Source organism: Aurantiacibacter spongiae (genome assembly GCF_003815535.1).
Lineage (GTDB): Bacteria > Pseudomonadota > Alphaproteobacteria > Sphingomonadales > Sphingomonadaceae > Alteraurantiacibacter > Alteraurantiacibacter spongiae.
Window position 1 is genome coordinate 288,585 of sequence record NZ_RPFZ01000001.1, and the last position, 21,050, is coordinate 309,634.

General features: G+C 63.7%; 23 protein-coding genes. All 23 read right to left on the minus strand.

The annotated features are described in order from the left end of the window. Nucleotides 1–51 precede the first annotated feature (51 nt). Nucleotides 52–642: a lysozyme gene (locus EG799_RS01435; RefSeq protein WP_234028961.1), complete on the minus strand. Its 591-nt coding sequence runs from the start codon at nucleotides 640–642 to the stop codon at nucleotides 52–54. Beyond that, a complete protein-coding gene (locus EG799_RS01440; RefSeq protein WP_123877902.1) occupies nucleotides 639–998 on the minus strand; it encodes a hypothetical protein in 360 nt (119 codons plus the stop codon). The genes EG799_RS01435 and EG799_RS01440 overlap by 4 nt, the downstream gene beginning before the upstream one ends. Next, nucleotides 998–1,642, minus strand: coding sequence for a hypothetical protein (locus EG799_RS01445; protein ID WP_123877904.1), 645 nt, complete (start codon nucleotides 1,640–1,642; stop codon nucleotides 998–1,000). The genes EG799_RS01440 and EG799_RS01445 overlap by 1 nt, the downstream gene beginning before the upstream one ends. Then, the gene (locus EG799_RS01450) at nucleotides 1,642–4,395 is read right to left on the minus strand and encodes a hypothetical protein (RefSeq protein WP_123877906.1); all 2,754 of its coding nucleotides are present in this window, start codon (nucleotides 4,393–4,395) and stop codon (nucleotides 1,642–1,644) included. Before EG799_RS01450 ends, EG799_RS01445 begins: the two co-directional genes overlap by 1 nt. After that, on the minus strand, nucleotides 4,373–4,864 hold the full coding sequence (locus tag EG799_RS01455) for a hypothetical protein (protein ID WP_123877908.1): 492 nt from the start codon (nucleotides 4,862–4,864) through the stop codon (nucleotides 4,373–4,375). The genes EG799_RS01450 and EG799_RS01455 overlap by 23 nt, the downstream gene beginning before the upstream one ends. After that, the gene (locus tag EG799_RS01460; protein ID WP_123877910.1) at nucleotides 4,861–5,463 is read right to left on the minus strand and encodes a hypothetical protein; all 603 of its coding nucleotides are present in this window, start codon (nucleotides 5,461–5,463) and stop codon (nucleotides 4,861–4,863) included. Before EG799_RS01460 ends, EG799_RS01455 begins: the two co-directional genes overlap by 4 nt. Nucleotides 5,464–5,509: 46 nt before the next feature. Further along, on the minus strand, nucleotides 5,510–8,320 hold the full coding sequence (locus tag EG799_RS01465; protein ID WP_158610975.1) for a hypothetical protein: 2,811 nt from the start codon (nucleotides 8,318–8,320) through the stop codon (nucleotides 5,510–5,512). After that, entirely contained in the window at nucleotides 8,320–9,498 is a 1,179-nt protein-coding gene (locus tag EG799_RS01475; RefSeq protein ID WP_123877916.1) for a hypothetical protein, read from the minus strand. Before EG799_RS01475 ends, EG799_RS01465 begins: the two co-directional genes overlap by 1 nt. After that, nucleotides 9,498–10,139: a hypothetical protein gene (locus EG799_RS01480; protein WP_123877918.1), complete on the minus strand. Its 642-nt coding sequence runs from the start codon at nucleotides 10,137–10,139 to the stop codon at nucleotides 9,498–9,500. The genes EG799_RS01475 and EG799_RS01480 overlap by 1 nt, the downstream gene beginning before the upstream one ends. 64 nt (nucleotides 10,140–10,203) lie before the next feature. Next, nucleotides 10,204–10,719 carry a hypothetical protein gene (locus EG799_RS01485; protein WP_123877920.1) on the minus strand — a complete coding sequence of 172 codons (516 nt, stop codon included), beginning with the start codon at nucleotides 10,717–10,719 and terminating at the stop codon, nucleotides 10,204–10,206. After that, entirely contained in the window at nucleotides 10,719–12,080 is a 1,362-nt protein-coding gene (locus EG799_RS01490) for a packaged DNA stabilization protein (protein ID WP_123877922.1), read from the minus strand. Before EG799_RS01490 ends, EG799_RS01485 begins: the two co-directional genes overlap by 1 nt. Further along, nucleotides 12,080–12,514, minus strand: a complete 435-nt coding sequence (locus tag EG799_RS01495) for a packaged DNA stabilization gp4 family protein (RefSeq protein ID WP_123877924.1) — start codon at nucleotides 12,512–12,514, stop codon at nucleotides 12,080–12,082. The genes EG799_RS01490 and EG799_RS01495 overlap by 1 nt, the downstream gene beginning before the upstream one ends. Continuing rightward, nucleotides 12,511–12,711 carry a hypothetical protein gene (locus tag EG799_RS01500; RefSeq protein WP_123877926.1) on the minus strand — a complete coding sequence of 67 codons (201 nt, stop codon included), beginning with the start codon at nucleotides 12,709–12,711 and terminating at the stop codon, nucleotides 12,511–12,513. Before EG799_RS01500 ends, EG799_RS01495 begins: the two co-directional genes overlap by 4 nt. A 15-nt stretch (nucleotides 12,712–12,726) precedes the next feature. Then, the gene (locus EG799_RS01505; RefSeq protein ID WP_123877928.1) at nucleotides 12,727–13,176 is read right to left on the minus strand and encodes a hypothetical protein; all 450 of its coding nucleotides are present in this window, start codon (nucleotides 13,174–13,176) and stop codon (nucleotides 12,727–12,729) included. Between the two features lie 48 nt (nucleotides 13,177–13,224). Continuing rightward, a complete protein-coding gene (locus EG799_RS01510) occupies nucleotides 13,225–14,490 on the minus strand; it encodes a P22 phage major capsid protein family protein (protein ID WP_123877930.1) in 1,266 nt (421 codons plus the stop codon). Nucleotides 14,491–14,517: 27 nt separating this feature from the next. Then, the gene (locus tag EG799_RS01515) at nucleotides 14,518–15,363 is read right to left on the minus strand and encodes a hypothetical protein (protein WP_123877932.1); all 846 of its coding nucleotides are present in this window, start codon (nucleotides 15,361–15,363) and stop codon (nucleotides 14,518–14,520) included. 98 nt (nucleotides 15,364–15,461) lie between these two features. Beyond that, the gene (locus EG799_RS01520) at nucleotides 15,462–15,713 is read right to left on the minus strand and encodes a hypothetical protein (protein WP_123877934.1); all 252 of its coding nucleotides are present in this window, start codon (nucleotides 15,711–15,713) and stop codon (nucleotides 15,462–15,464) included. After that, on the minus strand, nucleotides 15,710–17,779 hold the full coding sequence (locus EG799_RS01525) for a portal protein (RefSeq protein WP_123877936.1): 2,070 nt from the start codon (nucleotides 17,777–17,779) through the stop codon (nucleotides 15,710–15,712). Before EG799_RS01525 ends, EG799_RS01520 begins: the two co-directional genes overlap by 4 nt. A 53-nt stretch (nucleotides 17,780–17,832) precedes the next feature. Further along, nucleotides 17,833–19,056: a PBSX family phage terminase large subunit gene (locus EG799_RS01530; RefSeq protein WP_123877938.1), complete on the minus strand. Its 1,224-nt coding sequence runs from the start codon at nucleotides 19,054–19,056 to the stop codon at nucleotides 17,833–17,835. Beyond that, the gene (locus EG799_RS01535; RefSeq protein WP_123877939.1) at nucleotides 19,043–19,444 is read right to left on the minus strand and encodes a terminase small subunit-like protein; all 402 of its coding nucleotides are present in this window, start codon (nucleotides 19,442–19,444) and stop codon (nucleotides 19,043–19,045) included. The genes EG799_RS01530 and EG799_RS01535 overlap by 14 nt, the downstream gene beginning before the upstream one ends. 4 nt (nucleotides 19,445–19,448) lie before the next feature. Continuing rightward, nucleotides 19,449–19,760, minus strand: coding sequence for a hypothetical protein (locus EG799_RS01540; protein WP_123877941.1), 312 nt, complete (start codon nucleotides 19,758–19,760; stop codon nucleotides 19,449–19,451). Nucleotides 19,761–19,905: 145 nt separating this feature from the next. Beyond that, on the minus strand, nucleotides 19,906–20,427 hold the full coding sequence (locus tag EG799_RS01545; RefSeq protein ID WP_123877943.1) for a hypothetical protein: 522 nt from the start codon (nucleotides 20,425–20,427) through the stop codon (nucleotides 19,906–19,908). 73 nt (nucleotides 20,428–20,500) lie between these two features. Further along, nucleotides 20,501–21,016: a hypothetical protein gene (locus tag EG799_RS01550; RefSeq protein ID WP_123877945.1), complete on the minus strand. Its 516-nt coding sequence runs from the start codon at nucleotides 21,014–21,016 to the stop codon at nucleotides 20,501–20,503. Between the last annotated feature and the right edge of the window lie 34 nt (nucleotides 21,017–21,050).

Sequence of the window (21,050 nt, forward strand, 5' to 3'; positions counted from 1 at the left end):
GCCCTTGTCGCCGATCGAAGTGCGGAACTGTCAATCCGCGCGTCAAACGAGCTACTCACGGGAACCTCTCCGATACAACGCCGCTTCCGCCTCGCGTCGCCGGGTCAGGCCGCGCATGACCATGCCGTTCGCCCGGTTCCAGCGCTTGAACTGATCGGCAGCGGCTCCGAACAGACCCGCATTGTGGCGCTTGAGCAGCGTGGACTTCGAGAAGTTGGCCTCGCCTACGTTGTAGGCCAGCGATACCATCGCGGCGAACTGGTTGTCGGTCGCCTTGCCGTTGGTCAGCCGGTCCACCGCCGCTTCGAACCGGTCAGTGTCGGCGTCAAAGAACGCATCGGCCTGTTCCTGGTCGATGACCATGCCGGGATGCACTTCGGGTCCGGTGTGGCCGTAGCCGATGGTCCACGGCTCGCCGCCCGTCGCCGGGTCGGGATAAGCCGCCAGTTCCAGCCCCTCGAACGACTTGATAAGCCGCTCGCCCGCCGCGTTGATCTGCCGGCCTTTCGGCTTGGGCGCGCGAACGACGATGATGCCTTCCGCCGCGTCGATGGCGGCATCCATCTTCTCGATGGTGCCGGGGCGGTTCCAGATCCCGGGAACGAGATCGTCAACGGCGTCGAATATGGGTTTGCGGTTCATCGCCCGCCCGCCCTGTGATAGCTTTCAAGCGCCGCCGTGCGCCGTTCCAGCTCGCTCATGCGGTCCTCCTGCGAGGCGATGTAGCCGCCCATCCGCTCGTCCATGCGGGCCAGCGTGACGCTCATTTCGGAAACGGAGGAAACCAGCCAGACCACGCCGCCAGACGCGGCCATCGTGATGACGGCACTCGTAATGATCGCCGCCCATTTGAGCGGCGCGGGTATTTCTGCGACCACGCTGTTTTGCCTTAGTTCCGGGTGTTGCGACACGAACCGGGAGATCGCGACTTCCGCCGCACCCTCGGCCACCTGTTCTGCGATTGCGCGGATTTGTGCCGCGTCTCCTTGTGAGGGCATCACGATACTCCCTGTCCAAGCCACGCCTTCGCCTTCGACCGCGCCCCTGCGAGATCGGCGGGCTCGCTTTCGAGCATGATGACAGCGCGGCGGATCGAGCCGATCATGCCTGACGTCGATCGGCCAAGGTCGACCGAGTTGCTTTGCGGCAGTCCGGTTATGGAGACGATGTGCTCGGCTCCATCGTCAAGCGCATCGTGCAGGTCGTTGCGGGTGGTCACCGCCGCGTCGTCGACCGTCACCGTTCCGGCCGTGCCGGCACCGTCGCCATCGGCATAGACCACCGCGTTCTTCACGATATGCGAGTTCCCGCCGTCCGCCGGGTCTTTCCGCATCGCCAGCACCACGGTGTAGGTTCCCGTCGCGAACGGTGCGCCCATTTGTGCTGTGCCGTCCATGATAGCACCTAGCGCGGGATCGATGTCCGGTTTCAGCGAGGCTGTCGTCTGCGAGAGCGAGCGGTTCCGCGCCAGGCCCACGGCGCGGTAATAGGTCGTCGCCTGCGTGAAGTCGTAAAGGTCGCAATTGCCGCGTCCGCTGAAGGCCGCGACGAGGTCCGCCTCAAGGGTAGGCGCCGATGTCGGCACCGAAGGCGGGAACAGCAGCGGGTTGCCCAGCGTGAGGGAGAGGGAGAGGCCGGGCATCAGGCGATCTCCGTCTGCTGGCGAATGACGACGCCGCCTGTATTGGTAATGGTGTTGCCGCCCGAGCCGGTCCCCACCTTGGGCAGGTGCACCAGCTCGGCGATGTAGCCGGTCACGCCAGCGTCGAACTCGAACTCGTCGCCCTCGACGCGCCCCGCCGTGATGGTCGAGGGTTCCGCCAGCAGCACGATCGCCCCGCTCCCGTTCGTGCGGGTGCCGTTCGCGCCGCAGCGGAAGTCGCCAAGCCGGTAGTCGCCGGGGCAGATGCTCACGAAGCCCATCTTGCCCACGTCATCGGCCCACGGCGCGCCGCTGAAATTGACCATGCAGTAGGTGCCGTGCGGAGCGAACCCGTCCCCGCCGGTATGCCGCGCACCGGGCGACACGCCGTTCCAGATCACCGGATCGTCGGTGAAGCTGTCCAGCCCCCATCCGTCGTTATGGACGTATTCGGCAATGGACCCGTCCTCCCATTCGTCGATCCAGCGCGCGCCCTGTTCGCTCTGCATCGCGTTGTAGGTGCCGCGCCCGACGCGAATGCCGCGCGTGGCAAGGACACCGCCGCGATAGTGGAAGATGACATTGTGGCCGTAGCGAATATCGACGCGTTCGAGCGTCGCGCGACGCTTCGACGCCGCCGCGATGAAGCTGGACTGATTGCTCGCGTTGATCCGGTAGACCGCGCCCGCATCCATGTTGTTGAGCGTGATCGTCTTGCTCGCGGTGTCGTAGAAATATGCGAACCCGGACGCGCCCGCGACCGCCGCCGCCGACGCCGCCGGCCAGTAGAAGTCGAACGCGCCCGCCAGCTTGCGCTCCACCACGATCAGGCCCGCGACGTTCAGCTGATAGGCGTGGTCCGTCACATAGGAAAACGTCCCGTTGCCGTTGTCCGTGAAGTCGGCGGGGGCCAGTTCCTCCCATCCGCCCCAGATCGGCAGATCGCGCCCCCGGCTGCGAACATGGACGGGATAGAGCAGCGCCGCGCCGCCCGGATCGTTGAACTCCTGCCCGCCCGTCAGTGTCACGGTGCCGTAACCGCGCCGGATGGCGGCGAGCGGCGAGGCGAATTGCCCCTGGCTCACATCGGTCGCCAGCGTCGTGTCGCATACCGCCTCGCGGGTCAGCTTGGCCTCGCAGGCGTCGAGAAGCGCCTCGATCCCCGAGAACCGGTGCAGCGGAACCGGCTCGTCGGTCACGAACACGCCCAGCAATTCGGCGGTGACTTCGCCCAGCTCGGCGGTGCCGATGGAGGCTTCCGCGCGGTTGTCCACCTCGAACGTCATGGCGACCGGGCGACCGTCCCCGAGGCTGTCGGTCAGGCGCACCTTGTCCTGTTGCACGAACAGGTCGCCCATGCGCGCCTTGCTGGATACGTAGTCCGCCGCCTTGCCCGACGCCGAGAAGTTGGAGGAAAACGACAGTTCCGCCTTCTTCACGTCGTTGATCGCGCTCGACAGCCGCCACACCGCCGTCACGTAGGAGCCATCCGCAATGATCCCCCGGCACGGCGAGGTCGCGCGCACCCGCGCATATCCGGCGGCGGTCAGCTTGCGGTAGTGATCGGAAAACCCGCTCTGGCCGATCAGGTCGGCGGACCCGGACAAGTCCTCGATGCTGGCCTTGTAGAAGCCCCAGCTGTGATTGCCGGTCAGTTCCGCGACCTCGCGCGCCCATTCGCGCTGCATCGCGCGCATGATGATGCTGTCCGCATCAATGACGGCCTGCCCCTCGAACAGCAGGATCGGGCCGGTGACGACCGAGTTTTCCGAGGCGGTCCAGCGAATGCGCGCGCTCGTTTCGCCCGCCCATGTCGCGGCATCGAGCGTGATCTCGTAATAGCCGTTGGTCAGCACGCCGACCGATGCGAAGGCCTGGTCGGTCTGCGGCACGGTGCTGAACGAGCCGCTTTCCAGCTTCACGAGGAACCTGATGTCGCGCCCTGCCGCCAGTTCGGCAAGCGCTGCCGGGGTGAACGGCGTCGTCAGGATGACGTTGGTGTTGCCGGGGCCGGTATGCAGGAAGCTGCCATCGGGGTTGACGTTGATAGTGTTGGGCGTGGCGACCTGCGCGCCGCGCTGCACGAAGCGGGAGGGCACGTATTTCGCAAGCTGCGTGTCGGTGAGGGGGGCGCCGATCAGGCTCACCACATCGTCAATCTGGCTGGGTTTCGCGATCCGCGTGATCTCGACCGCCGCACCGCTGGCGATCTGGTAGAGGCCGACGTAATCCACGTCCTCGCCGGTCGCGACGAACTCGTCCCCGTCGGCAAGCGCGCCTTCCGCCGTGGCGATGGCAGCGGCAATCGTGGTGTCGGTGTAATAATTGCCGTCAACCGCGAGCGCGGCCAGCACGGCGTCTCGCGCGGTCGTGGCGGTGGTAGCGGCGGTGGTGGCGGTGGCGGCGGCAGGGAGAACCGCGTCGCGTGCTGCCACAGCTTCGTCACGCGCCCCGAGCGCAGCGGCAGAGTCGAAATCACCGCTCACGAACGCCGCGCCGGCAATGCGGTTGGCTTCGACGAGCCGCTCGCGTCCGCCCCAGAAATAGCGCAGCGTGTAAAGCCCGCGAAACTCGACAAAGGCCTGCCAGTAACCGTCCTCGCCAGCCGTTACCGGGTTGGCGATCTCGGCACCTTGTGCATCGGCCAGATCGGCCAGATCGCCGTCAGCATCATAGACGTAGATCAGCGCGCCGGGAACCGCGCGACCAACAGCATCGGTTACGTTGCCGTCAAGGAGTGATGATGTCGCCACGCGGGTCTCCGTAGTTGATAACGAACGCGGTCACATCGACCGTTGCCGTGCGGCCGGATGCGTCGCGAATGGTGCAGGTGAACGTGGCCGTGCGGGACTCCCCGGTGTTCAGGCCGAGCGAGGAAAACCGGGTCCGGTTGGACAGGGGGGCATGGATCGACCAGGTATCAGCGCCCGCCGTCTTGGCCCACGAATACGAAACACTTCCCGCCGCCCCGGCGACCGAAACTGCGGTTTCGTTGGTGGTTATCTCGATAGCTTGAGACGACGCTCCCGCCCCCGAAACAGAGCCAGGTGCAGCCGAGCCGGTCAGTCCGCTCGAGCCGCCCGAACCCGTGATGTCCCACACCACCTTGTCGCCTTGCGGCGTCAGGACCGATACCTTGGCAATGGTCACGTCGCCGCGAGGCGTGTTCGCGCCGCGCAGCAGGAAGTTCTTTTTGCCGTCTGGAGTCTGCGCATGGATCACGGTGCCTGTTCCTCGAACCAGACATCGCCAACCTGCGTGCGGGGATCGTCCGCGCCGGCTTCCGTGAAATAGAATCGGACCTCGTGGATTGCCGGGTTCGCCGCATAGGCATACCCCCCGCCGGTCGACCGCTTGATCGAGCCGGTCACGGTCCCGCCGGTCAGGGGGAGGGCATCCGGAATGTTGGCGTAGGCGCGCAAGGCGGTAGCCGATGCCTGCGTGAGCAGCTGCCGCCCGAATGTCGTGGTGGTAAGAGCGGCAATCGCGTCGAGGTCGTCGCTCGCGGGCTGGAAGTTGGCCGCACCGATATTGGCCGAGGCGGCATAGAATACCGTCGCGCCATCAGCATCCTTTACCCGAATGGAATACTGCTGATCGGCGATGAACGCGAACACCGCGTTACCGTCGCGGCTCATCAGTCCGCCGATCGTGCGGATCGGCTGTGCGATCTTGTCCGTCAGGCCTACGTCGGCGAACACGTCGATCGGGCTGGTTTCGGGATCCTGCCCGACAGCGCCGATATACACGCTGCCGCGATCAAGCGGGCGTCCGCGCAGGTCGTAGAACATCGGGAACGGGTTGCCGATCTGTGTGGTCATCGGTAGGCTCCGGCGATGCGAAGGTGGTTATGGAAGGCGCGGTGGGTCATTGCTGCCCCGGCGCTGTGGTGGTTCTGGAATCCGCAGGTTCCTCTGCCGCGAGACGCATCGGACCACCGAACTGAGCGGCAAGAGCCTGCTGCAATCCCAATGCGTCGCCTGCGATAGCCGTTTCAGCCGCCGCGATCCGACCAAGGCCTTCGAGGTGGCGCTCGATGGCGTCGGGGTTTTTCGGCATACGCGCCAGCCACCGGGCAAACTTCGGCGACGCCAGCAGCCGCGCAGTCAGATATTGCCCGCCTGCAAAAGCGCCGCCGCTGGCAAGGTCGGCTGTCACGCCACCGCCCGTTGTCAGCAGCCCCAGAACCGAGCCGGTATTCGAGAAATTGGCAAAGCGCTGTGCTTCCTTGGTGCCCTCCGCCACGGTCGCCAAATTGTCGAGCGCCGCCCGTTCCTCGCCGCCGAACAATGTCCGCTTTGCGCCCGGCGTCATCCTGTTCCACTCGGTCAGGAAGCGAGACAGGCTGAAAGCATCGCCCGCCGCATTCTGCGCCCCGTCCGTCGCGCGACCCAACTGACTGATGATCGTCGCGCGCACCGTTCCGGCGTCCTCTTCGGGCAGCGCGTCGAGAAACTTGGCTAGCTTGGCATTGTCGCTGCGAGTCATGCGACCGATGGCCTGCATGATCTGCTCGCCCGAGCGCGGATCGTCGCCACGCCGCCCGATGATCGGGGCCATCGTATTGTCGATGATCTGCACACGCTCGCGGTAGGCAGCCGCCGCCTGGCGGTAGGCTTCCGCCGCTTCCGGTCTTCCGGCGGCGGTCAGCCCTTCCGCGATATCTTCTTCAGCTGCGTCGACGACCTGAAGCGCGCGGCGCTCGATATCGGACCCGCGAAGCCCCGTGCTGGCGAAACGGTCGCGCAGCTGCGTGCGCATCCGCTTGATGCCTTCGACGGTGTAGTCCTGCCCGATTTCCTCGCTGAGTGCCTTGAGTTCATCAAGGCCGTTCGAACCGCCGGGCGTGTCGGAGAGTTCGGCGATATGCTCATCCAGCACGCGGCGGGCGTTGGTCAGCGGAATGCGCACGCCTTCGGCAGCGTTGCGGGCACGGTTGTAAAGCGTCCCCACCCGTGCACGGCTGCTCGCCATCCACTTCTGCGCGCCTTGCAAGGCTTGCTGGCCCGCCAGTTCGATTTCCTGCGGCGTGCCGACAGCGCGGGCAATTGAATCGCGCGCAGCTTGGCTTTCCGTTGCGAGATTTTCGCTCGCCTTGATGATTGGCGATGCGCCGAGCGGCAGCTGCGCCGTGACCCCTGTCGCCCGGCGAACAGTAGGGCCGGCCACATCGGCGGCGATCGGACTGATGTTCGTTCCGTAATTGTCGTTAAGCTGGTCAGCGGCCCGTATTACACGCTGCCCGGCTGTGGGAGGCTTGGAACCACCCCCCGCCCCCAAACGATAAAGACCAGCGCCAAGGCCTGCGCCTACGCCTGCGCCCAGCAACGCGCCCGACACGCTCCCGCCGGCGCCCTCGCCATAGCCATATCCCGGAATAGCGCCAGCGATCGCACCTTCTACGGCCGCGCCGCGCGCTGACGCAGGGACAGCGCCGACCGCACCCGACCCGAGCGAGGCCGCATTGCCTAAAAGTTCGGCTACCGTGCCAAGCGGGCCGCCACGCTCGCGCGCTGCATCCAGGCGGTAGTCCTGGACATCGTTGCCGAGTCGGTAATTCTGGGCAAGATTGAAGTCGCCCTGCAATGCCCCTGAAATCGCGGTGCCGATCCCCGCCGCTTCGTCGCCGAGGCCTGCCATAATGCCATGCCCGGCGAGGTCGACGTTATCGAGCCGCCCCGCAACTTCGTCCATTGCAGCAGCTTCCTGCGCCACACGCTGCTGCCACGCGCTTTCCGCGTCAGTGGTGTCGATGCCACCGAACGGGACGCTCTGCTGGGCCTGCTCGATCGTTGCGGCGATGGCCGCATCGTCGGGCGGGTCGATTCCCTGTTCGCGGTAGAACGCCTTTACCCCTTCCGGTGTCAGGCGAGGGTTGCGCAGATTGGCATTCCAGAATGCGGTGAGAGTCGCCTCTTGGTTCGGAGTGATGCCGTAGGTGTTCTGAAGGTAGGCGGAGCGGTCGAACTCGCCATCGGCAAGGATGCGATTGGCAGCGATATCGACCTGAGTGCCGCGCGGAACGTCGTCCACCATTTCGGGACGACGAGTGCCGCCTTGCTGGGGGTCCAAACGATCGATCACGCGCTGATAGTTGGCGATGATTGCGTCCATGCTATCGCGAAACTGGCTGTCGCTCTGCGTCGGATCGAGAGACGAGATCGTGCTCTGCAACAGTTGCAGCTCACGTTCCGATACCGCGCCCAAAGCGCCGCCGGTGGGGCTGGCCGCGCGCATGGCCTGAAGCTGGCTGAACGCATTGTTTGCCGCGATTGTATCGAGACGCGCTCGAATATCTCTTGCGGCCGTTCCAGATATTCCAGCGGCAGTTTCCGACCCAAACCCGGTGGCAAACCAGTTTCGCGAAAGGTCTTTCGCCTCCCGCGCAGCCTGCACCACCGCCCGCATTTGCGCCAAGCTGTCCTGAATGCCGGCGGCTTGTGCCTGCTCCTTAGCCGCAGCTTCACGCTGCTTCCGGTCGAACTCATCCTGCGCCCGCTGCTCCTGAGCCGCTTGTATCGCAGCGGTTTGGCGGCGGAGTTCGAGCGCTGCATCGTCGCGGGCGTCGTCGCGGGCGGCGCGCCGGTTGTCGACGGCCTGCTGGGGATCAGGCACAACGAATGTAGGCTGCGGCCCACCATCCTGCACAAGGGGGTCATTTTCCCAGAAGTTCGGCATTACGGCTTCACCCGCTGCGAGCCGTCCGGAGCGATGTAGCGGGTGCCGCTCGGCAGGCGGTCATACTGCTGGCGTGAGGTCACGCGCGCTGCCTGCTGGCCGATCACGACGTGCCAGTGCGGCCCGGTCGCGTGGCGGGACGGATTGCGCACCTCGTCACGGCTTTCGATGACGGGATAGCCCGCTGCCTCGATCTGGCTGACGAACTGATCGAACGACATGCCGGGCACCGGGGCAACGTCCACCGCCCCGCCGCTGCGATTATGCCAGCTGCCCGGATTGGCGCGCCCAAGCGCACTGTTCGGATCACGGCGGTTTTGCGTGACACGGATACCGGGGAACAGGCTTTCGATTACGGTCTGTCCGTTGTCCACGGGCACCGCCCGCGAACCGCTAGGATCACCTCCCCTCTGGCTGGCAGGCGGTCGTGCGCCGCCGGTTACTTGGCTCTGTCGATAGATTGGCGCGCCGGGTTGTCCCACCACTACCGGATCGTAGCGGCCCTGCGCATACTGATCGGCAGCCTGCTGACCATATTGCCGCGCGATGAAGTCGTAGTCTTTCTGGAACGCGGTTCGATCTTCCCCGCTGTCGCCGCCGTAAACGGCCCGGAAGGTGTCGACACCGGCCAGACCCGCCAGCGCGGTGCCCATCATCGTGCGCGCAATCGCAACCTCGCGCTCGTCGCCGCTCTGCAGTGCCGTCAGCAGCGCTTCGTCCTGGGGGTCGGGCGTGCCGGCCTCCCGGTCGGCCATCACCCGCTGTTCCAGCAGGTTGGCAGCCCCTTCGACATCGCCCGATGTAACCCGCGAATAGATCGACCCCATCGCCGTCAGTTCGGCTTGCTTCTGCGATTCTTCGAGGCGATCGAAAGCGTCCGAATACTGGCTGGCGATGTCCGGGAATTGCAGCATGAGGTCGGTCACGGCGTCGCTGGTGCCACCCCGAGCCATCGCCTGCTGCAAACCCTGCTGGAATGCCGCCTGCCGTTCCTGCGCCTGCTGCCGGGCTATGGCCTGCTGTTCCATCGCCTGGCGCTCCATGTCGAAGCGCTCGCGCTGCATCCCCATCTGTTCGCGCTGCATGGCGAATTGTTCGTCCTGCAAGGCTTGCAGGCGGAAATCGGGAACGAGGCTCTGCCCCGCCCGCAACGTTCCGGCATAGTCCAAGAGGGGCATCAGAACAGCTTGCCCCAGTTGAACCCGCCGCCAGCGAACATCTGCGGGATGCTGTCGGCGAACGAGCCGATGTTGCTCCAGTTCTGTCCGGCGATGCCACCTCGCACCAGTGCCGACTGCGCGTTCGCCGCTGCGCCCTGATTGCGAAGGGCCGCCTGATCCTGCACCGCGCGCGCACCGAAGCTGGAAACCGCGTCCGTTGCCCCCGACCCGATGCCGATGGCCCCGCCATAATTGGCGAGCTGGTTCTGAATGACGCTGCTGAGCGTATCGCGCCCGAAATCGGCGAGAGCGCCTTGCGTATTGCCCCCGCGTAGCCCGCCCGTCGCGCTGGCGCTGGCGAGAATGGCGTCCTGCCCGTTGCTGAACAGCGATTGGTAAAGCGGGCTGGCCTGAAGCGCAGCGATCTCGGCGGATTGCGCATCGCCGCCGTTCAGGCCCAGCAAATCCCCGAAATTGCCCAGTGCATCGTAGCCCAGATCGCGGAAGGGCTGATAGTCCGCGCGGGTCTGATCGTATTGACGGGCATTTTCACGAATGCCTTGCTGCGTCGCGTCATACTGAAGGCGTGCGGCTTCCTTGCTGGCCTTGGCCTGCTTATTGCCGCTGATGATTCCGCCGATGAGGGAGAAAAGGCCCACGCGATACCCCTTTGGTTCGCGCGCCACTGTCGACGATATACCCCCGCCACGCCATTTGACGGCTTTACGCCACCCGCACCTGAAGGTTTGAGCCGTTCCGGTATACGCCCCCCACCGGGACGCCCGCCGCTGCGGCTGCTGCGTCGTCTGCCGCGTTCTCCAGATCGGTGAGCACGGGGGCGGGCAATGTCTTGTTTCGCAGCACCTCCTCCGCATCCCTCGTCACCAGGAACCCGGTTAGCGGCAGGATGATTTCGGTGGTTCCTGCCGCTACAAGCGAAATCTCGTGGCCGCCCGACGCCCGCACCAACCCGGTCGTGTCGAGGGTGACATGCGTGTCGGAGATGTCGAAGGCGAGGCCGGTTCCCAGCTGCAACACCCGCTCGTTCGGCAGTTCGGCATTGGGGGAAAGGGTTACGAACGAGGCATCCCGAAGAGCCTGTGTCCCGGCAACGTTCGACTGCACCGTTTCCTCGGTGCTGGCCTGCTGGCGCTGGAAGTCCTCGAACTGCCGGGTAGCCTTCGCGCTGAAGCCGACCCCAAACAATTCGGCCCTGTCGATGAAATAGGTGCGTTCCATTACACGGCCAACGCTTCGCCGGTAACTTCGCAACGCGCCACGGCCACCTGCCCGACACCGCGAAACCGCAGCCCGATCAGCTGCCCCACCCGGCAATTCGGTCGCCAGTGCATTCGCTCCTCCCGGCGGCCAGTCATGCGGCGGCCGATTTCGCGGCTGTAGGTTTCCCCGTCGCGGGTCATGGAAAGCCACATGGTGGCATCGCCATCGGGCTTGCGTCCGAACAGTTCGGTTTCGCGCACGATGAACCCGTTGCCCTGATCAAACAGCAACCCCGCGTCGAATTGCCAGTGGATCGAGTCGCCGAAGTGTTCCGAAATGTCCTGTGACAACACGCCAAGCGCGGTGCTGTCGATATCCCCGACGATGTGCCTGCCATAGCAATAGACGGCGAAGCGCGGCCTGTAGCGCTTGAAATATCCGCTATGGGCGATGTGCCATGCACCTTCACCGGTCTGCCCTGTCGCACGGATCGCCAGCACCACGGCCCGATCAGGCAGATGCATGACGAGGTGCTGTTCGTCGCCGAACGTGCGCGCTTCCAGCACGATCGCCGCCTCGTCCACGCCGACCAGCATGTCATCGATTTCGGGCGGGCTTACCCTCGTCGCCTGCCCGCCTGCCAGAATGTAGAGGCCGATCGGTTCATCGCGCGCGCCGCCGACGAATGCAAGCGTCTGACCGATGCGAACCTTTGCGTCGGCTGATACGCACCCGACCGAAATGGTCGCGCCACGCACGTTCTGGAACGGAAAGCCGGTCGACCCGACGTTGCGGAAAACCTGCACCGAATAGCGCCCGAACCCGTATAGTTCTTCTTCGAACACCTTGACGCCAGTGATCGGATCGGGGTCGCTCTCGGCCGACCCATACTTCAGCGCATCGACGCTCGTCGGGTCCAGCAGGTCTGTCACCACCAGATATTCGCCATCGGTGGTGACGAAATATCCGTCCATCCAGTCGACATCGAGAACCTTGCCAAGGTCGAAGTCGGCAACCTTCAGCAGATCAGCGCCGTCATAGTAGAACAGCTTTTCCGCCGAACGGATGGCGAGCCTGTCGAAGTCCTGCGTGAAGCCTGCCGGGCGGGTGTCGGTGCCAACATCGCCGATGATGGCGATCGAGCCATCCGCCGCAACCGATATCAGGCTGGATCCCATGACGCGGTAATGCACTCCCTTGAACACCGCCCCGCCACGATCCTCGCCGGGGCCGGTAGCAAAAAAGGTTGCTCCGCGCGTGGTGACAAGCTGCCCCTTGCTGATACCGCTTTCGCGAACCTCGTGCTGTAGGTTGACCGGGAACGTGGTGGAATAGCCGCTTTCGCTCGATCGCACCCCGGACTGGATCGGCACCTGCATTATTCAGGCCGCGCGAAATAGGTCCGCCCGTAGCGATAGCCGGTCGGCGTGTTTTCAGCGTATTGCGCAGCCGGTATATCGGCAACCGCCGCGCACAGCCGCGAATAGGTCTGGCCCTTGATCCTGCGTGTTTCGGGCGTGAGCGTCTTGCCCATCGAGGGGGCCATGCGTTCTGCCAGCGCATATCCGACCGCCGCCATGTGCTGCCGGGCAATACCGCTTTCTTCTTCCAGGCGAACGCCCGCCGCGTCCTCGAAAATGTAGCCGAGTTGGTCGAACGGCCATTCGCTCATCATCGCGTTGAGCGAGGTTAGGGCCGCCGCATATTCGTTTTCCGAATGCCCGAACATGGCATCGCTCGTGCCCATCGCGGCGAAAGCGAAGTCGATGATCTCCCTGATCGTCGGGCCGGAGGGGATGGGGAGCGCGGTCATTGCGTCACCTTCTTCTTCGACGCGCCACGCTTCGTTTCCGCTTTCTGCGGCGAACAATCGGGCGAAACGTTCCAGCCTTCCTTGAGCGCTGCCTGTTCTTCTCGCTCATCGTCGACGATCTTCCAGTCGACGTTCTGGCCGTGCCAGTCTTCCAGCATGGTGCCGGGGCGATACATCATCCTCGGATAGGTGCTCACCGCCCCGGCTCCCGCTCACAGCTTCGTGATAGGCGATACGTCGTTCGTGTAGCCCGGACCCGCCGTGGTCACTTCATACGGCGAATCCACGTCCAGACGCTTGCACAGCGCCTTCACGTAATCGGTGCGGTTCTGTCCGGAACGCTCCAGTTCCAGAAGGCCAGCCACCTTTTCCTCGGGCACCGGATCGTCGGACCCTTCCTTCACGCGGTCCTTGAAGGCGTCGATGTCGAGATCGAGGATCGGCGCAAACTGCATGATGTCGGACGAACCGGGATATTTCGGCCCCGTGGTTTCGCCCGGCAGGTTGCCATCGGTGGCGTAACGGTAGCTGTCCTTCGCCTGCTCCTTCGCGGCTTCCAGCGCACCTTCCTTCTTGGCCTTGTCGATCTCCGACTGGCTCACCTTGGGCAGGCCAGCGGCAACGGCGGCTTCCTGCTCGGCGGTATCGGTCTTGTTGCTCATGTCCTTGTCTCCTGAAAAGGAGGCGGGGCATCACGCCCCGCCCGCCGTTTATGCCTGATTGAACGCCATGTTGCCCGCCATCTCGGGAGCAATCAGCGAAGCGCCGAAGTCGATATCCCAGCGCGCCTTGACGGACAGGTCGTTGATTTCCCCCTGCCGTGCGTAGGTGATCCGGATACCCAGATCGGTCGTCGCCGTGCGAACCTGCCATCCATCCTGCGGATCGACCGAGTAGCTGCCCGGAATGAGCAGCAGGCTTTCCCGCTTGAAGAACGGATTGAGTTCGGCGGCCGTGGTGTTGAGCCACGTGATCGCCGCACCGTTCGCCGGAGTGGCCGACACGTTCGCGTATTCCTTCGATCCGGTCGACCCCTCGGCGGCGTCGATGATCGCGGGATAGACGCGAATGGTATTCGCCGCCGGCTTGCCGACCACGCGGAACGTCATCAGCTGACCGGTGTCCTGCTTCGTGATCATGTGCAGGCTGTTGACACCAGCGATCGTGAAGGCATCGCCGGTGTCGATGGCAGCGTAATTCGCCGCCGTGATCACCAGATCGGTATAGCGGTTGTCCTTGTTCGCCTTCTCTCCGGTAGCCGCCGTAGTGGTGGCCGCAGGAACGGTGCGCTGGGTAGCACCGTTGACCGTGGTCGCACCGCCGCCGGCTGCCGCCAGGCGCACGGACTGGTCGTTCTTGAACAGCTCGAAACCGGCAACATCCGAACCGATCATGGCCCTGGAATAGGCGTCCAGATCGCGGCTGTTGTCGGTCGCCCGGTTGGCAAGGTTGCCGGCCATCGCGTTCGCAACGCGCGGAGCGAGGAACATCAGCCGGTCGGACTGCGAGATACCGCGCTCGGTCATCAGCGCATCGGCAAGGGCGACATCGTCGAAGCCGGTAGGCGCACCAGTGCGCTTCACGAACATCGAGCCTTGCAACGCCACCGTGTTGAACAGCGCCAGGTTCACGTCCGAACCCAGCTTCTGCTTTGCCGACTTGCCCTTCTTTTCGAGCGCCGACTTGATACGCAGTTCCTTGGCGGAATACTTGACCGCGACCGACTTGTGGTAACCGATCGACACCGGCACCGACAGTTCGGTGGTGTCGCCGAAATTGCTGGTCTGGTCGAAACCGTCATAGCTGGCCGAGATCATCGGGGCCGGCACCCAGAACTGATCGCCAGCGCGGGCCATCGCTTCCGGGTCTTCGGGCTGATACGTCTCAGCCCCCTTGGCGATGACGAGCTGGTCGTCGAAGCCTTCGATCATATCGTCGAACATGACGAGTTCTTGCTTGGTGAAACTGTTTGCCATCGTGGATTATCCCTGAATTGATGAGGTTCAGGCCCGCGAGCGAAGCTCTTTCTTGTAGCGGATCACTTTCGTGCGATCCCCCGTGCGCTCCGCCTCTTTTTCGAGCCGTTCGAGTTCCTTGTCCGCGCTGGTCGGGGCAGCATTGCCCTTCACAGGACGATCGGGTTGCGGTCGGGCACGGGTTTTCATCTGCACCTTGCTCCTCAGCTCGCCGATCTTCATCGCGGCATCTGCGGGATCGAGTTTCGAGAGTTCTTCAAGCGTCGTCGGACTGCGATGGAGAGCCGCCACAAGGGCCGCCCCCTTCCCCGATTTCAGCAACAGCGCCCGGTGGGATTCCGGCAGGATCGCGGCGACCTGCGCCTCCGCTTCGTCGAAGTTCGGGATATTCAGGCTCGCCTTGTCGGTTTCGTAGGCCCGCTGGACCTCGCCCCACTTCGCGGCTTCCTGCTCCCGCTCCTTCGCCTTTTCCTGTTCCTGACGCTCGGCCCTGGCCTTGCGCTCGTTCCATTCCCGCCATGCGATCGCGAACTTCTCGGCATCGTAATCGATACCGTCGTCCTCGATGGTGGGTTCTGGCCCGACTTCGATCTGCTCTTCGCGCTTCCCGGTTTCCGCCGCCTTCAGTTGCGCGGTGAGTTCCCGGTTGCGTTCGCGCAGCTCGCGGATGACGCTGCTTTCACTCTCGGGAGCTGGCGCGGCCCCCTCGTCTTCGCCGTCGAACCCGAAATAGGTTTCTTCCGGCTGCTCCTCGGTTTCGTCCTCGTCCGGATTTTCGGTCGCTTCGCCATCTTCCGGCTCCGCTTCCTCGGTTTCATCGATCTCCTGTTCGGGATCGAGTTCGAGAACATCTTCCTCGGGCTGGTCTGCCATTCGTCTTCCCTTGTCTCACCAATTCACGGCTTGGCGGCTGCCGATGGGAAGGCAGATTACGGGCGCTCGGCAAGGCGCGCCATTTGACGGCTTTACGCCTACCGGACGGTGGCGCTGATATACCCTTCGCCGCGAACCCAGATGGCAGTCGCCGTTCCGGAGATGACCTGGCCCGTATCGATCCGGACGGGCCCGAGCGCCGTCGTGTTGGGGTTTCCGCCGAACACCACTTCGACGATCTCGTCATCGAGATTCTGAATCAGCACCTCGACACCGCCAAGGCTGGCGTTTCCGGCGACGATATCGGTCCACGCCTGAATCACGGCGATACGCGGTTGCGAAGCGGTCATTGCGTCAATCCTCCCATGAGCGCTTCCCGGCGCGTCTTTCCGGCCTGCGCGATCTTCTCAATGGTGCCGGCGAGCGTTTCGTCACGCTTCGCCAGCTTCAGCGCAGTATCGGCCTTCGTCTCGTCGACCTCTGCCTTGTTCTTCTCGGCCTGCGTCATGAGTTCGGCAGCCTGCGCCCGCGCCACTTCGGCCATCGGATCGGGCTGCTGGTTCTGCGCGGCCTCCTCCATCGCCTTCTGCTCGTCCTCGTTCGGCTTGACGAGGCCCAGCCTCAGCCCGCGCTGGCGCGCCCATTCGTGGAACTCGTCGATCCCCTCGCCATCCTGATTGAGAACCGCAGTCAGGATCGCCGCCTGGGCGAGTTCGGCGTCCTGCGCCTGAATGGCGACCTCGGCTGTCTGCAACATCGACTTGACCGTCTTGTCCCGGCGGGTCGCGGTCGCCTCGGTCACACTGGCGATGACCTTGTAGCGTCCGGAGATCAGGTCGTTGACAATGCGCGTCTTGTCGTTGTCGGTTCGCAGCTGCTGAAGCACGGCCTGACCGTCGTCGCCATCCTCGGTCATGGTCTCTACCTCTCGCCCAGCCTCGATGTAGATATCGCTGCACATCGACAGGTAGATTTCGCCTTCGCGCTGAACCGACTGGCGCACGTTGTCGAGATAGATGCCGGATCGCGCGTCGACCCGCGTGGCGGCAATGTCCATCGCCTCGGCGCTGGTGTTGGCCTTGACCGTATCGGCCCCGTCCTGCGATTCCTCCAACAGGTCGGCATTGTTGATCTGAAGCATCGCGGCCATCGCCGGCGGCAGATCGGGCGGCTTGATGTAGGATAGCGGCCCGGCTTTGATGATGTTGCCTTCCGCGTCGCGCAGCGAATGGGCCAGCAGGAACGGAAGTCGGTCGATATTGGCGCGCGCCCACTGCCCGGTAATCACCGGATCCATCTGTTCCGGATCGAAGATCGGGCGCTCCTGCGGACTGAGGCTGTTCAGTTCCGCCAGCTTCGACAGGTTGGAATTGTAGAGGCGCTGGGCGTCCATCTTGTCCTGAACGTAGCCCTGCCAGCGCTCCATGTTCTCGACGAAATACCGCCGGCCATAAATGGGCACGATGGGAATGGCCTGTCCCGCGATCAGCCCGCAATCCTCCAGAACCTCGGCACCGGAGAGCACGTATTTGTGAACCCGCTTGCGTTTGCGGCGCTGGGTCTTGTCCTGCCAGCCATCGGCTTTCATCTGCGCCAGTTCGCCGTCATCGAAGTCCGACGCCCAATAGCGCTTCTCCTCGCCCGACAGGCGGTGCGTCAGGACGTGCAGGGTCTCGTTGACCTCCTCGACTTCGTAATACTCCGCCACCGCGCGGGTTTCGGGTGCGAACCAGTCGGTCATGCGCAGCGCCGTGCCGTCCGGAAACTCGGCTTTCGCGTCGGGATATTCCTCCTCGAACGCCTCTTTCGTCATGCTGGTGCGGATGAAGGCATAGCGGGCATCGGACTTGTCGTAGAGCCGCGCGTTGGGATCGAAATAAACAGACTGGTCGGCGTCGACGATGATCGCAGCCGGATTGATCCGCTGGTGATCGTTATCCTTGTCGCTCTCGTCTTCCCATTCATTGGTCAGCCGGTAAGCACCGAACCCGCCGGCAAATGCTTCATACGCCGCGTTGTCGCGAGCCTGCTGCGACTTAAACCGGTAGCCGTCCGCGCGGTGCATCCCGTCGAGCGTTTCGGCCGTTTCGGCGTCGGACTTGGGGCCATCGGGACGGAAGTCCGGCACGATGCGATTTTCGCGGTAATCGGTCTCGATCTTGCGCAGCCCACGGCCCACCTTGTCGACGGTAACGCGGATCGAGTTGGCGAATTGTTCGCCCCACTCGTCTTCCCACTGCGCACCGGGGATCGAAACGAAGCGCCGCGCCTGGAGACTCTGCGCCCGCAATTCCTGCTGGGGCCACGCACAGGCATCGAACCGCTTGATCGCGCGGGCGTGAACCTGGGCGAGCGCATCGTCGCCGGTGTCGCGCTTTTCGAGAGCCGTGTCGTGCTGGGAAAGGTCCGCCTGCATGGGCGGGGAAGGTAGCGCCCGATCGGGGCTGCGGTCAGCTTGACGGCTTTACGCTATCTCGCAAACGCCGTCACCGTCGACGGGATGGCGACCGCCACCTTCTTCGGCTTCCCCTGCAAGGCCCGCCGCGCACCCTCCACGGCATAGCGCAGGGCATCGATGAGGTGATTGTTCCGGTCCTCCAGCACACCCAGCACCTGCCCGGTCAGCGGGTCAGTCTTGTAACTGTAGTGTGTCAGCTCGTCGATCAGGTGCTCGCATCGCGGATGCACCACCATGTCGTAGCCCTTCAGGAACTCGACCCCTTCCTCGAGCGAGCGCGCGCCCTTCAACGCCGGTGCGATGCGAGGGAAGCCATGCTTGCGCAAATGGCTGATGGTTTCGGGCCGCGCGCTGTCGGCGGTCATCCAGTATTTCTCGGCATCCGGGATCGTCATGAACAGCTTGGGAAGGTCGACCACCTCGACATGCAGCCCCCACGCCTCATGGTCGACGAACAACTGCTTGCCGTCGATCCAGCAGCGCACGGCGCACGACGGATCGATGCTGAAGCCGAAATCCGCGCCCAGGCGGTATTCGACATTCGCCGGGCTGTCGAAGTCCTCCACGGTCCAGTTGCGGAACACGCGCGCTTCGCTGTTCGCCCTGTATTGCCCGAGCCAGACGTGATTGAACTTGTCGATGTCGCGGCTGCGATCAAACTCCATTTCCGCCCGCAGAACATCGGGAAACCACGGATTGTCGTAATGATTGATCTCGCGAACGATGGTGGCCGGCGGTGGTCCGTCATCGCTGCGGAAAATCGCATCGACCGGATCGTCTTCCAGGTCAGGGTTCCATGTCCAGATCAAGCGGCTGTCGGGCTTGCGGATGGTGGGGATGAGCGTGTCCAGGCTCGATTGGCTGAATGCCTGCGCCTCGTCTCCCCAGAAGGTGGTTATGCCTTCGATGGACTTGATGCCGTTCGCATTGCCCCGGATGCCGGAAAACAGGAACAGACTGTCGTTCGGCCCGCGTATTTCCTGATCGGTGCTGTCGAATGCCGACTGCACGCCGAGCCTTTCGATGGCATCGTCCAGCAGGCGTTTGGAACTGTCCTTGATCGACTTCTGCAATTCACGGCCGCACAACACGCGCTCGTGCCGCTCCATCGCCTGAATGATGAGCGCCGTGGCTACAGTGTAGGACTTCCCCCCGCCGCGCCCTCCATGCCATGCCAGATGCCGGAACGGCTGCCACAGGTCGCTAGCGTAATCGGGCAGGTCAACTTGCCGCATCTGCCTTCACGAGGTTGACGCTGAAGCCCTTGGGCAACGGATTGTCGGGATCATCACCGTGAAGGATTTTGTCGCCGTATTTCTTCGGGGCCAGCTTCGCCGCGCGCCACTGATAAGCATGGATGCGCAGCTTGACGACCTGCCAGTTCTCGCTGGTCGCCTCTAAAGCCATCTGCACGATCTTCTCCGGCACCGCCTCCTGCTGTGCCTGTCTCGCGCGCGCGATACGCTCCGCGAAATCGGGATCCCTCGCCATCCTGCGATAAACCGTATCGTCCGAAGGCATGTGATCGTCGCGGCAGATTTCCGTCAGGCCTTCCCCGCCGGTCAGCCGGTCGCACAATTCGTCGACGATCAGTGCGTTATCGAGAAGCCCATGCTGCGCCATGACCCTAACTCCTACCCTTCTGGGGATTGCCCCGCACCTTGACGCCCTTACGCTTTCTCACGCGGGCGAGGCGCTGATACGCCGCCCCTTCCGACACGCCCATATCGAGGGCGAGCCGCTTGATAGCCTTGCGCCGTGCGGCCTCGGTCAGCCATTGGTCATGCTTGGGCTGCCATTCGAACTCGGAACAGTCGCCTTCCGAACGCACGATCTCCTCAATCAGGTCGGTTTCGACATCGGTGAGAGCACGGCGCTTGCCGACTTCCTCCAGCAGACCGAGAAGAAACACGCCCTTGACCGGAATCAGTTCTGTCATCGTCCCTCACTTCCCATGCTGCCTGAGGCTGAAATCGATCCATTCGGGCGGGGGCAGGTCTTTGCCATAAACCCCTTCGCGGTATCGCTGGCGAATCTCTGCGCGCGAGAGGTGCCAGCAATCGGCCAGGATGAGCGCTGCACCTTCACCGGGGCGCATCGCCCCCACGCCCGCTCAGTTCGGTGTGGACGGTATTGGCTGTCTGCCCCAAAAACGGGATAAGATCGTCGCTTTCTTCAAGCGCTTTCGCAGCCATCATTGACCACATCAGGCCGAGTTGAAAGCCGGAATCAAGAGCGTGATCGCCGGTCAATTCCAAGGTCGGCACCTCGCGCTTCCGTGCACGACGGTGAAAGCCTGTTTCAAGGACGCGCAAGCCGTCATTTTCCATGAAAAGGCGCTCTTTGGCTGTGTAGTTCGGTGGGCCGTCAGCTGCGATGCTGAGATCGGTGCTGTTCCCGTAGCGCCAGTCGTGGAGGTCCGGCACTACCGCATTCGAGCAGGCGGTCGCCAGATGATGCCCCTGTTGAAAGCCCCTGCGATATGCGCGTTCCGCCGCCCGTGCCGCAACCACGATGATTATTTCGCGCACAGGTCGCGGTAGTGCGGCAAGAACATCCATCTCAACGCCATGAGTGACATCGTGAGCGGTGGGTTCGTAGTTCATTTCCTGATCTCCTTAGATTTCGATAATTTCTGCCTCTAGCCGTTCCGCTACCTCGCGCTTGAAGGCCTCGATTTCACCCGCCTTCGGTGCCCAGCAAGGCCCGCACCTCGGCAGGGTCCACCATCTTCCCCTGTGGTTTCCATTCCCGGTCATGCAGCCATGCGAGGTGCCGGGCGCGGCTCTTTGCGTAGCGGCGCGTCGCACCTTCCCGCATCGCGGCCTTGCGAACCTCGGCCGGCGTGGGGAGAAAGGTCGAGGATCGCACCAGCTGCACGAATGCCGCCCTCAGGTCGTCCAGCGGCAGGTCGCGCAAAGCAATCCAATACATCTCGATCTTTGCTTCGACCTCGCGGTCCGAGAGTTTGGACTGCGCCGTCGCGATCGCCAGTTTGCCGATCATGGTTTCTATCTGGGCTTCCGTCGCCGTTGCGGGTTCCGGCTCGTTGGCGAAAGCCAGAAGGATGCCCGCCGTTTTCGGACCCACCACCGGGCTGTCACCGCTCAGCAGAAGATCGTTCAGCCGCTCGTCGGGCAACAACCCGGGCGAAGGGGTTCTGGATTTCGTCGTTGTTGGCAGCAGGTCGGTCATTTCGGTCTTTCCTCGGAAGCTCGTCATCGCGGCG